This window comes from Granulicatella sp. (assembly GCF_057274575.1).
Genome location: NZ_DBHISP010000007.1, coordinates 47,602 through 60,435 on the forward strand (window position 1 = coordinate 47,602; position 12,834 = coordinate 60,435).

Below are 12,834 nucleotides of genomic sequence, written 5' to 3' on the forward strand. Positions count from 1 at the left end.
CTTTCTATATCAGTTAAACTGAGGTGTTGCCTAAAAAAATATCATCCACTGAAACTTTTAAAGCAGAAGCTAAAGTCTCTATTGTTTCATAGGATGCTTTTCTTAATGCTTCTATACTATTTTCATAATTTAAAATAGTGTTGTAATGCATTTGAGTAACACGTGCTAGTTCTTCTCTACTCATATCATTTAATACTCGTAATTGTTTCAAAGTATATTTTTTATTCGTCATGTATCCACCTCCGATCATTTTTGTTTTTTTTGCAAAAAGCTCCTTTCCTTGTTTTATTTATGCGTTGTTATCAACCCCACAAATGCATAATAACACATCAGTTAAACTGAGTCAACAACAAAATTCAGTTTTTCTGATTTTTGTTGTTGTTTTTTTAAATTCAACACTATATAATGTAGTCAGAAAGGAGTTTAACTGATATGAAAAACAATTTCTTTGCAAGTAATCTTAAATATTTAAGAATCAAAAAAGGATTGGAACAAAAAGATATTTCAAATTTTTTAGGATTAAAATCTCCTACATCAGTTACTAACTGGGAAAAAGGTACTAATTTAGCAAGGGCAGGTCATTTATCGGATTTAGCATCATTCTTCGGTGTGACATTGCACGATTTAGTTAAAACAGATTTATCATCTGTAGACAACAGTACAGACATAACTACTATTTATAATCAATTACATTCTGATAGACAATCTAAAGTATACAACTTTGCTACTGAACAACTTAATGAACAAAATAGTAAGATAACAAACATCAACGATTATATTGAAGAAGAAACAAACTGGTATGAAGTTAAGTTTTACGGAAGTATTTCTGCAGGTACTGGTTTATATCTAGATGACGAACAAGTAGAAACAATCAATTTCGGTGCGGATATGGTTCCAAGTGGTACTGATTTTTGTTTAAAGGTCAACGGTGACTCAATGGAACCAATGTTCAACAATGGAGATTATGTGTTCATCAAACGAGAAACTGATTTTAGAAATGGAACAATCGGTGCAGTAATCGTTAATGGTGAGGCTTATCTTAAAAAGATATATATTACGGATAATTCTATTAGATTGGTATCATTAAATAAGAAATATAAAGATATTACAGTATCTGAAGATGATACATTAAAATATGTTGGAACTGTAGTGTTTTAAAACAAAAAAACACCGTGCTTCAATTCTTGGCGGAATAGCACGGTGTTGAACAAAAATCACCCTAAAATAGGGCTATTCATTATGCCCTATTTTACCACAAATAGGAAGGTTGGTAAACTATGGCAAGCATATACAAGCGCGGAAAAACGTGGGCATATAAAGTGTATTACTATGATAACGGTAAGCAAAAGGCAGTTTCAAAGAGTGGATTTAAAACTAAAGCTGAAGCCAAAGATGCATCTATTTTAAGAGAAAACGAAATGCTGCAAGGAAAAAACTTTGCTAAAGAACGAATGACACTTGCTGATTATATGGAGAATTGGAAGGCGCTGTATAAAGACGGCACTGTTTCATTAGGCGTTTCTAAACGCATAGATATGATCATTAAATATGTAAGAAAGAATTTCAACGTCATGCTCAAGGACATCACTCACGATAGCTATCAAGCTTATATTAATAAATTAGCTGAAAGGCTATCAACTGAATCTGTTGCTAAATATCACACCTATACAAGCGGTGCAATAAAGCATGCTGTACAGACTAGGGTTCTAATGTATAATCCATGCGAATTCGTTAAAATTAAAGGGAACGACGAAAGAGCATTTACTGAAGAAAGCAAATTTTTATCTTTTGAAGAGTATCAAAGACTGTATGCAACGTTGCTAGATGGAATCAATCCTAGATATCAATCACGCTATATTATTCTTTTAGCAATGGTAAGCGGAATGCGTTTTGGAGAATGCCTTGGATTGACTTGGGATAATTTAGACATAAAAACCAATACTGTAAAAATTGAAAAAGGGTTCGACTCATTACACACAAGAGATTTTACTGATGGTAAAACCAAAAATGCAAAACGAACTATTGTAATTCCAAGCGAAGTAATGACATTATTATTCCAGCTTCCAAAGGATACAGAAAGAGTATTCCATGACATTACAAATAATGGAGTTAAAAAAACTCTCGATAATACACTTAAAAAAGCGAAAATCGAGAGAAAAATTAGATTTCATAGTTTAAGACATACACACGCAAGTATCTTACTATCTCAAGGTGTACAAGTTGTTTCAGTGAGTAAAAGATTAGGTCATGCTAACCCCACAGTAACCATGCAGACGTATGCCCATGTTATTAAAGAATTAGAAGTTTCAGATAATGAAAAAATAATAAAGATTTTATCCCACGGAACATCCACGGAACAAAACCTTTAGAAAAGCCTATAAATAAGCATAAAAAATGCCCCCTACAGGGCTCGAACCTGTGACCCATAGATTAAGAGTCTACTGCTCTACCAACTGAGCTAAGGAGGCATTTGTACTTAAGGTACTTAATCAGTATACTACCATCCCCATGGTAAATCAAGGGGGGGTTCTCGAGAAATTCATATTTCATCCGACAACCGTTTATCAAAACAGCCCTCTAAATTTTCATCAGAGGGCTTTCCTTATTCCAATCCCAGACTCACTTTCAGTCCTTCGTTAATAGTTTGCATAAATTCTGCATCCACTTGCGTAATTTTCTCAAGAATTCGAGCCTTATCAATCGTACGCAATTGTTCAAGTAAGACAACAGAGTCCCGTTCGAACCCAAATTGATCTTTTTTAATTTCAATATGCGTTGGAATGTTCGCTTTTGTATTCTTAGCTGTGATTGCTGCCACAATAACAGTTGTGCTAAAGTGATTCCCAACATCATTTTGAATAATGAGAACGGGGCGTTTTCCTCCCTGCTCACTACCAATCACTGGAGACAAATCCGCTAAAAAGACATCTCCTCTTAAAATCTTATCAACCATTGATATACTCCCTTTTCACACGATCAGAGATCATACAAATGACTTCATAAGCAATTGTATCTGCACGTTTAGCTAATTCAATTGCTGTAATTTCCTCTTCTTTGTTTTTCCCTAGAAGAGTAACCTTTGTTCCGACTGGATATTCATGAGGCAAACGAATCATACATTGATCCATACATACTCTTCCAATAATAGGACAGCGAACTCCATCCACGATGACCTCTCCTTTATTGTAGGCGCGAATATAACCATCCGCATATCCTACTGGTAAAGTAGCCACCCATTGAGGCTCTCTAGCGGTATAGGTTGCCCCATAACTCACCGTATCCCCAATTTCTAGTTTCTTCACCTTGACCATCTCGGTTTCCCATTGCAGGGCTGGGTTTAGATGTTCTTCATCTTCAATGCATAAGTCTCCATTAGAAGGATTAATGCCATACAAGCCGATTCCGTAACGGATAATATCACTATCTCCGGCACTATGCCAAATTGCATAAGCAGAATTCGAGCAATGAATATGAGGGGGTATTTCTTCCAACACCTCAATCATACCATTGAATTTTTCTTCTTGTTTTGTTAAATGCGCCGTATCTTCTTCGTCAGCAGTCGCAAAGTGTGTAAACATTCCTTCGAACTCAAATGGACCGTTTCGTAGAACAGCCTCAACTGCCAATAATTCTTTTTCATTCACGACGCCAATACGACCCATTCCCGAATCTACGGCAACATGTACTTTTAAGGGTGTCTCCTTTAATAGTGGAGCTGCTTCTTTGAGCCATTCTACCGAGTCGACCGCAGCAGTAATGTGATTTCTTGCTAATAGTGGCGCATCTTCCACTCGGCTTAATCCAAGTATTAAGACGGGTTCCATAATCCCTGCTTCTCTTAAGGCCAAAGCCTCATCCACATTTGCGACACAAAATCCCTGAACACCTGCTTCTAAAGCAGCTTTGGAAACAGGAATCATGCCATGCCCATACGCATTCGCCTTTACAACTGCATAGACTTCTTTAGAAGGAGTCAATTTAGATTTTAGTTTAGAAATATTTTGTTTAATAATCGATAAATCCACTACAACTCTCGTGTTTCGATGGATTGCTTCTAACATGATGATTCATTCCTTTTTTTAATTGGATTCAAGTACGACAACCGCGTAGGCATCATGATTGGTATGCGTAATCGATATCCACGTTTGATGAGAATAGCGTTCACATACAAGAACTGGTTTTCCTATAGCATCATTCAATACTTCAATATCTTGAAATGAAACATACTGTCCAATTCCAGTCCCAAGTGCTTTAGCATAGGCTTCTTTAGCTGCAAAGCGTCCCGCAAGGAATTCCACTTTTCGTTTAAAAGGGAGCGCATGATATCTTTCCAACTCTTTTGGGGTTAATACTTTTTCCAAAAAAGATTTAGGTTCTGCTACGATTTTTTCAATGCGTGTCAATTCTACCGCATCCATACCAAGTCCCTTAATCGCCATCCGTTTGTTGTCTCCTTCATTATGATTCATTTCTACATTTTAACAAATTTACCATCATTTGTCAGAAATTTGAACACTTCCTAAGAATTCCATAATCCTGACCACAAGACTACTTCGCCAGCTTTTAGAGAAGACTGTACATCAATAATACGTTGATTACTACTCCCCCTAAATTGTAAGGTCAAATCCTTTTTAGCTAGTTCAAATCGTCCATCTACCAAAATATCAATCAAACTTAATAATTCTAACTTATCTTCAGTTTCTTGCATCAGCTCTTCCCAAGTATATCCTGTCCAAGACCAAATATCTTTGGTATTTCCGTAAGTTTCCCGTAACGCTTTGACTAAAGGCAGACAAACTCCTGTATTCAAAAAAGGTTCTCCTCCCAGAAGCGTCAACCCTTGGCAATAAGAAGCTCCAACATCTGAAACAATTTGCTCTTCTAACTCTTTAGTATATGGTATTCCGTAATTAAAATTTTGAGCAATCACATTATAGCATCCTTCACAGGCAAAGAGGCAGCCACTCACATATAGTGAACAGCGTACCCCTTCCCCATCGACAAAATTATACGGTTTGTAACTGGCAATTTTCCCTTTGGAATATTGCTCACTCGTCCACTCCTTTGGGTTTGGATTATTCATCCTCCATCACTCCTAAAGCGTAACGTTCTTTCAGTTTCGGCATATGTTTTACACGAGAAGAAATTTCCACATGACGTCCATGTACCATTGGACGCGCTTGAGGGTTTCCAAGGTAGCCGCAAGTCCGTTTCACAACGTCACACGTTTGTGGATCATGGTTTTTACATTGCGGACATTCAAATCCTTTAGCAGTTGGCGTAAATTCACCATCGTATCCACATTTATAACAATGATCAATTGGGGTATTCGTCCCAAGATATCCCACTCTATCATATGCATAATCCCATACGGCTTCTAAGGCTTTTGGATTTTGTCGAAGGACCGGGTACTCGCAGTAATGAATAAATCCGCCCGAAGACAATACTGGATAATCTTTTTCAAAATCAATTTTTTCAAATGGTGTTGGATTTTTACGTACATCGTAGTGGAAGCTATTCGTATAATACTCTTTCTCCGTGATATCTGGCACAAAACCAAATTTTTCGATATCGAGTTTGCAGAAACGATCGGTCAAGCTTTCACTTGGAGTCGCATAAACACTGAAATGATAACCGTATTCGTCCCCCCATGCATCTGTATGTGCCTTCAGTGCTTTTACAATCTCTATAGTAAACTCCTTCGCCTCTGGATTCGTTTCCCAGTTTGGACCGAAGAATGCTGTTGCCGCTTCGTAAAGTCCAATATATCCTAAAGAAACAGTAGCACGACGATTTCTAAACAGAAGATCTACTGCTTCCCCATCCTTCAATCGTTGTCCAAATGCTCCATAGTGATAGAGTACAGGCGCATTATCTCTTTGCGCTTCCTTACAACGTTTAACACGGTATGTCAATGCGTCCTTACAGATTGCTAGTTTCTCTTCGAAAATTTCCCAGAATTTGTCAATCGAACCTTCCGCTTCTAGCGCAATTCGAGGAATATTCAGAGTAACGACCCCTAAATTCATTCGACCATCGTTCACTTCTTGCCCATTTTCATCCTTCCATCCTTGTAAGAACGAACGGCATCCCATCGGCACTTTAAAACTACCGGTTAATCTAACGATTTGATCATAGTTTAATACATCTGGATACATTCGTTTTGTTGCACATTCTAACGCTAACTGTTTTACATCATAGTTTGGATCGGTTGCCTCTAAGTTGACTCCACGTTTTAACGTGAAAACTAATTTAGGGAAAATCGCTGTTCTCTTCTCTTTGCCAATCCCTTTCATTCTTACTTGCAGGATTGCTTTTTGAATACAACGTTCAAAACGACTCGTTCCAAGTCCAAATCCTAAAGTTGTAAAAGGGGTTTGTCCTTGAGAAGTATAGAGTGTATTGATTTCATATTCTAATGACTGCATCGCGTCATAAATATCTTTTTCCGTTTTTTTCATCGCAAAAGCTTCTTGACGGTCCACTCCATCAATCCACTCCTTGGCGTCTGTTAAATGTTTTTGATAGTTTAATTCCGCATAAGGGGCCAATAATTCATCAACACGATTAGCCGAACATCCTCCATATTGGCTACTTGCGACATTCGCAATGATTTGAGCCATTTGAGCAGTTGCTGTTTGAATAGATTTTGGAGATTCTACCTCGGCATTTCCAATCTTGAATCCAAGGCCTAACATATGTTCAAAATCAATTAAGCAACAATTGGTCAGTGGCATATATGGATGATAGTCTAAATCATGATAATGAATATCCCCTTTTAAATGCGCATTGGCGACATGAGGAGGTAATAGTTTTAATCCAATAATTTTTCCAACTGTACCCGCCGTTAGATCCCTTTGCGTATTAAAAACTTTACTATCTTTATTTGCGTTTTCATTAACTACGCTTGCATCTTTATTCGTCAATCGAGACAGTGCCCATTGGAAATCTAGTTGATTTTTTCTACGTAAATCACGATCCACTCTGTATGAAATATATGCTTGTGCTAATTCAGACTCCCCATCTTCAATTAAAAAATGTTCAATAATACTTTGAATTTCATAAATTTGAATAGTCTCACTAAATCTTCTAGAAATTTCTTGAAGAACTTCGTCTACGATTCGATTCAATTCCGCTTCTCTTTTAGCATCCATTTCTCCATTTAACTCTGTTTCTGCTTTAAAGATTGCTCGTTCGATTTTCTCCTTTTGAAATTCAACTTCTCGACCATCTCTTTTAGTGACTAATAAGGTCTTCAATTCTTGTACACACATCACAATCCCTCCTTAAAACTCTTGAATCTATTTTATCATGCTGAATTTAAAAATCAACCCCTAAAACACAATATATTGTGTTTTAGAATTTTTATAATTTACAACATATAGTGTGTGGAGTTACAAAAAAACTCTCTGACACATCTGTCAGAGAGTCTGAAATTCTTTATTTTTGTGCGTTTTTAACAGCTTCGACCATCTTATCCCAAACGTTTTCCATATCTTGTACCAGTTTTAATTGTGTACGTGCGCGGTCCAAATTTTGTCCCGAACGTGTTGTTTGATAGTAGACGTCGCCATTAATGTAGTCCGTCAAGAAACGAATTCCTTGTTCCAGCGTAATCACGCGAGCTCCCCAAGGTAAGTATTCTAATTCAGCCTCTGTCAAGATTCCGTTTGTTCCTTCGATAAAGCCTTTCACATATGTTTCGTATAAGTCGAAATCGAAGTTCACTTTTGATAAATCAGGTTCGTCCTCAGCGCAGTCATTAGCACCAAAACGAATGGAATCCCCAAAGTCAAACAATACTAGCCCTGGCATTACAGTATCTAAGTCCACAATGCATAGTGGTTCTTTTGTTTGGCTATCGAACATAATATTATTTAATTTTGTATCATTATGCGTTACACGAAGAGGCAATATACCTTCATCTAACAAATCATATAGTAAGAAGCAATCTGCTTTACGATTTTGAATAAAGTCGATTTCTGCTTGAACCTCTTTTACTCTTCCTACACGATTTTCTCGGATTGCTTCTTCCAATTGACGATAACGATTCCTTGTATCGTGGAATTGTGGAATCACTTCTACTAACTGGCTTGCATCGAAATCGTTTAAGTCATAAGCAAAACGGCCGAATGCTTTTGCAGTAATATAAAATTGCTGCGGATTTTCTACTTTATCTAATGAATAACTGTTTTCCACCGAATCATAAATACGCCAGTATGATCCATTATCCAAATTTGCAGTTAAATGGCCCTCCTTGGTGCGGATAACACGGAGCGTTTCACGAGAAGCGTCACGTCCTTCAGCTTCATATTTTTCTCGAAGATAGCTTGTTACTTTCTCGATATTTTCCATTAATCCACGCACATTTGGAAAAATATTATGATTAATGGCTTGCAGTACATACTGCTTTTCTTTATTTTCATGTGTATGTGTAATTTGATAAGTTTTGTTAATTAATCCATTCCCTAAAGGTTGAATATCTACAAACTCCCCTGGTAGTTCATAATATTCATAGGCCACTTTGGCATCCTTTAATGGATTTTCTACTACTGTCATTCCTTTTTCTCCTTTAGCAATTTACAAATAATACATTCCCATTGTACCGCTTCCAAGACTAAAAAGGAAGATATAACGCGAAAAAATAATGCAGAAGAACACATAGGTTCCTCTGCATGAATCATTGATAAAAATATTATCTATTCTCCATAATCGCATCAATTAAGCCATATTCTAAAGCTTCTTGAGCAGTCATGTAGTTATCACGATCTGTATCTTTTTCGATACGTGATAATTTTTGTCCTGTTTGTTTTGCCAAGATTTTATTTAAACGTTCACGTGTTTTTAGGATTTGACGCGCTGCGATTTCGATTTCTGTTGCTTGCCCTTGCGCTCCTCCTAAAGGTTGGTGGATTAAGATTTCAGCGTTTGGTAAAGCGAATCGTTTCCCCTTCGCACCTGCTGTTAATAGGAATGATCCCATGGATGCTGCAAGTCCCATCGCAATCGTTTGAACATCAGCTTTAATGAAATTCATCGTATCGTAGATGGCTAAACCAGCTGTTACACTTCCACCTGGAGAGTTGATATACATGTAAATATCTTTCTCAGGATCTTGTGCATCTAAAAATAATAATTGCGCAATAATCGCATTTGCCATCTCATCATGAACGGGTCCGCTCACCATAATAATACGGTCTTTTAATAAACGTGAGTAAATATCATAAGCGCGTTCTCCACGAGAGGATTGCTCGATAACTGTTGGAATTAAATTCATACTACTTCCTCCAAATCTAATATTTGTTTAAGTCTACTTCAATAGTCAATAAAGGTCAATTTAAATGCTTGCTAATTGATAAATTTAAAAATCTTGTCCCAAATTTCTTTAGAAAAAATATCTAGTGGATTTTTACCTTCACCAAGAACTGCATATCCAATCATTAAACCAAGAGCAAATAAGATGAGCGCAAGCAAAAGGAAAACTAAGATGCGCAAAAGTGCAGTAAATAGTAAATATCGACTATTCTTTAATTGTTCCCTCATGATTCTTCTGTCCTTTCATCATCAATCATATGAGCGGTTGGATTCATTACGACTTTCTTCGAACTAAAAATTCTGCGAATAGCAGCAAAAATACCTCTTTCTGATTTAATTCGATTTAATAAAATTCCTGTCCCAATTGCTACGCTTTGAAGCGGATTTTCTGCAATCATCACTGGAACTTGAAGTTTTTCAGAGAGCATGCGGTCAATCCCATTAATCAATGCGCCTCCGCCTGTAACCATCACACCGCGTTCTATAATATCTCCGGCTAATTCTGGAGGAGTAGCCTCTAGAACAAGTCTTGCTTCTTCTCCAATGGTATCTAACATTTCTTTTAAGCACTGATAGATTTCATTCGTATAGATTGTCACCGTCTTTGGAAGTCCTGTCGTCATATCTCTTCCTTTGACAATCATATCAGATTCATCTTCTACTTCCACTGCACTTCCAAGAGACATTTTAATCGCTTCAGCAGTTCGTTCTCCAATAATTAATTGATACTTGTCTTTAATATATTCGGAAATGGCAAAGTCCATATTGTCCCCAGCTAATTTAATCGAGCGACTTGTCACAGTTGAGCCCATCGATAAGACGGCAATATCACTCGTTCCACCACCAATATCAATCACCATATTTCCAATTGGTGAGAAGATATCGAGTCCAACTCCAACCGCGGCCACTTTTGGTTCTTCCTCTAAATAAATATTACGTCCGCCACATTTAATCGCTGCCTGGATAATTGCTTTTTGCTCTACAGTCGTAATATTTGTTGGGGTACAAATTAAAATATCGGGTTTTGAAAACCAGCTGTTTAAGTTTAATTTTTGCATGAATAATTCTAATAATTGCTCAGTAACCGCAATATCCGCTATTACTCCACCTTTTAATGGATGATGAACATTGATTTCTTTTGGAGTACGTCCTACCATTTGATATGCTCGTTCTCCAACTGCAATCACTTCTCCAGTACGCTCATCTAAAGCAACTAACGAAGGTTCATTTAATATAATCCCGCGATCTTTTAGAAACACTAAAATGTTCGCAGTTCCTAAGTCAATACCAATGTCTCTAAGCATGAAAGTCTCCTCTCTTATAAATATTCCTTTGATTTAAATCCATTTTTAAAAAGTACTAGAATATATGAGCCTACTAAAAATGCGACTGCTAATCCTAAACTATACTGAATAACACCTAAAATTCCATATTTATCGACATTCAAGAAGAAATAAGGGAACGGTCCATCGGGGTTATTTCCAATGGGGATTCGTGTAATTAACGCAATCGCAACAGAAATAATTGCATACGCCAATGGTAAAATCGTCCATACAAATGGATCCCACCACTTATAACAATGCCCTTTATCAAATAGTGCCCAATCTAACAATGCTCCATAAGGAACAATATAATGTACTAGAAAATTTTCTATCGTCCAAAATTCTTCAGGTGTTTTTAAAGGAGCTAGCATAAAATGATACACCAGTCCGGTTAGAAGAATCGCAACTGTCATTCCACCTTTTAAGCGAATATCCCACTGACTCCAATGGCCTTCCTTACGGTATTTTAACAGTAAGGTTATTAGAAAAATAACTACTAGTAAATTAGATTGATTGGTGTAATAGCGAATAGAATGCCATCCATGGAGAAACATCTCCATTAAGAATCCCACTAAAGCACATGTAGCGATGACTCCTTTAGAAATTAAACTTAGTTTCAAAAATGTTTCTTTGTTCATTCCATTCCTCTTTCTAAAGACACTAATTCTCTTTATTATAGCATAAATGCTACAACAGTCGGTATTAATAGCATAAACAAAAAGGGCCGGCATTCGCCACCCCTTATTGGTAAACTAGATTAACTGCTTCGATGATTGATTAAATCATGCGGACTCACTACTGGAGTCGCATTCACCCACCTTGCAAAATTACGAAGTGGAATATACAGAATATAATAAATCACTATATTCAGCATTAATGTTGCCGCTAATCGTGCCACTAAGAACTCATTCAAGTCCATGCTAACAACTCCTCTTAAGGCATATACGAAGTAAACAGATACTTCTGTCAAACTTAAGAAAAACACTAATGCTATCCCTAACGTAAATGGATTTTGTAAAATATTCGTACGCACTAAACGAATTACTCGGACAATGACTGCAAATATTCCCATATAAATCCCTAGAATTCCTGCGTAATAACTATCTACTAAAAAGCCTGCAATGGTCGAAAACCAAAACATCGCCTTATGGTCAATCATAAAATTCAGCATTACAATTGCAATGATAATAATTCTTGGCGTTAAACTGTAGCCAGAACGCAGAAATAAGGTTGAAAAATGATTGGTTAATACACCATCCACTAGGAAAGCTAGAATAAAGACAAACAATACCCAATAAACTCTTCTGGAGTTACGCATTATTGCCCCTCACTTTCGCTTGTACGAATGACAACTGTTACATAACGAACATCATTCGTATCTGCCGCAGGACGAATTTTCACTTCTTTATATAAACCAAAACGATCCATTGCCACTTCTTCAACTGTTCCGATATAAAGTGAATTTGGAGAAATTCCACCTAAACCACTCGTCACAACTTTATCCCCGACTTTAATATCTTGAGTAGCTTGAATTTGGCTCATGACAAGCATATTCGACTTTTCGTCATATCCGGTAATGGTCCCGTAGATAGGTTCTTTTTCATTTTGAATCATAGCCGCAACACGAACCAAAGTATTATCAGCATTCGATAACAATGCAATCCGTGCGCTTGTAGGATTGACATCTAAAACTTTTCCTACTAAACCATTATCACTCATCACAGACATTTGAGGTTGGATTCCATCATTTGCACCTTTATTAATCGTTATTACATCACGCCAAGTATCCGGGTTTCGCGCAATTACTGTAGCGTTCACTAAAGTATAATCGTTGAGCGTATCTTGCAACTTAAGTGTTTCTTTCATCTTTTGGTTATCGCGTTTTAACTCACTCAATTGAACTTCTAATTCATGAATGGTATTGATTTTTTGTTTTAACGATTGATTTTCTTGATAGGTATTTGATAAATCATTCACACTATCGATAAAATCATTAATACTATTTGCTGGATAAGAGACTAATCTTCCAAGAATATTAGTTACATCATTAACACCTTGAGTCACGATATTACTTCCGTAAGTAAGGGAATACATGATTAATGCTACTGCAACAATGATTCCGATTACCCAACCAATTAGTTTCTTATTTGAAAAAATTGGATTCACATCATCACTCCTCTATTAAATTATTCAACGG

General features: G+C 36.7%; 15 protein-coding genes and 1 tRNA gene. 2 read left to right on the plus strand and 14 right to left on the minus strand.

The window, feature by feature from the left end; all coding sequences use genetic code 11:
* Positions 1-13: 13 nt before the first annotated feature.
* The gene (locus ACO5V7_RS05110; RefSeq protein WP_485485312.1) at positions 14-232 is read right to left on the minus strand and encodes a helix-turn-helix transcriptional regulator; all 219 of its coding nucleotides are present in this window, start codon (positions 230-232) and stop codon (positions 14-16) included.
* A 200-nt stretch (positions 233-432) separates the two neighbouring features.
* Between ACO5V7_RS05110 and ACO5V7_RS05115 the strand changes: the two genes are divergently transcribed.
* Together ACO5V7_RS05115 and ACO5V7_RS05120 are read left to right on the plus strand one after the other, a co-directional pair.
* Complete coding sequence (locus ACO5V7_RS05115) at positions 433-1,158, plus strand: helix-turn-helix domain-containing protein (RefSeq protein ID WP_485485313.1); 726 nt, start codon at positions 433-435, stop codon at positions 1,156-1,158.
* Positions 1,159-1,277: 119 nt separating this feature from the next.
* Positions 1,278-2,369, plus strand: coding sequence for a tyrosine-type recombinase/integrase (locus ACO5V7_RS05120; RefSeq protein WP_485485314.1), 1,092 nt, complete (start codon positions 1,278-1,280; stop codon positions 2,367-2,369).
* A gap of 26 nt (positions 2,370-2,395) precedes the next feature.
* On the opposite strand, the gene ACO5V7_RS05125 is transcribed toward ACO5V7_RS05120, so the two are convergent.
* The 13 genes from ACO5V7_RS05125 to mreC form a co-directional block, all read right to left on the minus strand.
* Positions 2,396-2,468 (minus strand) — tRNA-Lys (locus ACO5V7_RS05125).
* Between the two features lie 134 nt (positions 2,469-2,602).
* Positions 2,603-2,953, minus strand: a complete 351-nt coding sequence (locus ACO5V7_RS05130; RefSeq protein WP_455049857.1) for a type II toxin-antitoxin system PemK/MazF family toxin — start codon at positions 2,951-2,953, stop codon at positions 2,603-2,605.
* Positions 2,946-4,061 carry an alanine racemase gene (alr, locus tag ACO5V7_RS05135; protein WP_485485315.1) on the minus strand — a complete coding sequence of 372 codons (1,116 nt, stop codon included), beginning with the start codon at positions 4,059-4,061 and terminating at the stop codon, positions 2,946-2,948. The genes ACO5V7_RS05130 and alr overlap by 8 nt, the downstream gene beginning before the upstream one ends.
* 18 nt (positions 4,062-4,079) lie before the next feature.
* Positions 4,080-4,469, minus strand: coding sequence for a holo-ACP synthase (gene acpS, locus ACO5V7_RS05140; protein ID WP_485485316.1), 390 nt, complete (start codon positions 4,467-4,469; stop codon positions 4,080-4,082).
* A 50-nt stretch (positions 4,470-4,519) separates the two neighbouring features.
* Positions 4,520-5,083, minus strand: a complete 564-nt coding sequence (gene nrdG / locus ACO5V7_RS05145; RefSeq protein WP_485485317.1) for an anaerobic ribonucleoside-triphosphate reductase activating protein — start codon at positions 5,081-5,083, stop codon at positions 4,520-4,522.
* A complete protein-coding gene (gene nrdD, locus ACO5V7_RS05150) occupies positions 5,076-7,274 on the minus strand; it encodes an anaerobic ribonucleoside-triphosphate reductase (protein WP_485485318.1) in 2,199 nt (732 codons plus the stop codon). The genes nrdG and nrdD overlap by 8 nt, the downstream gene beginning before the upstream one ends.
* 166 nt (positions 7,275-7,440) lie before the next feature.
* Positions 7,441-8,559 (minus strand): phosphotransferase enzyme family protein, encoded by a 1,119-nt coding sequence (locus tag ACO5V7_RS05155; protein WP_485485319.1) that lies wholly within the window; start codon positions 8,557-8,559, stop codon positions 7,441-7,443.
* 136 nt (positions 8,560-8,695) lie between these two features.
* Positions 8,696-9,277: an ATP-dependent Clp endopeptidase proteolytic subunit ClpP gene (gene clpP / locus ACO5V7_RS05160; RefSeq protein WP_298648456.1), complete on the minus strand. Its 582-nt coding sequence runs from the start codon at positions 9,275-9,277 to the stop codon at positions 8,696-8,698.
* Between the two features lie 71 nt (positions 9,278-9,348).
* Positions 9,349-9,543 carry a DNA-directed RNA polymerase subunit beta gene (locus ACO5V7_RS05165; RefSeq protein ID WP_298648458.1) on the minus strand — a complete coding sequence of 65 codons (195 nt, stop codon included), beginning with the start codon at positions 9,541-9,543 and terminating at the stop codon, positions 9,349-9,351.
* Positions 9,540-10,619 (minus strand): rod shape-determining protein MreB, encoded by a 1,080-nt coding sequence (gene mreB / locus ACO5V7_RS05170; RefSeq protein WP_485485320.1) that lies wholly within the window; start codon positions 10,617-10,619, stop codon positions 9,540-9,542. Before mreB ends, ACO5V7_RS05165 begins: the two co-directional genes overlap by 4 nt.
* A gap of 14 nt (positions 10,620-10,633) precedes the next feature.
* Positions 10,634-11,275, minus strand: a complete 642-nt coding sequence (locus ACO5V7_RS05175) for a Pr6Pr family membrane protein (protein WP_485485321.1) — start codon at positions 11,273-11,275, stop codon at positions 10,634-10,636.
* A 119-nt stretch (positions 11,276-11,394) separates the two neighbouring features.
* Complete coding sequence (gene mreD / locus ACO5V7_RS05180; protein WP_485485322.1) at positions 11,395-11,955, minus strand: rod shape-determining protein MreD; 561 nt, start codon at positions 11,953-11,955, stop codon at positions 11,395-11,397.
* Complete coding sequence (mreC, locus tag ACO5V7_RS05185; protein ID WP_298648469.1) at positions 11,955-12,803, minus strand: rod shape-determining protein MreC; 849 nt, start codon at positions 12,801-12,803, stop codon at positions 11,955-11,957. The genes mreD and mreC overlap by 1 nt, the downstream gene beginning before the upstream one ends.
* Positions 12,804-12,834 lie beyond the last annotated feature (31 nt).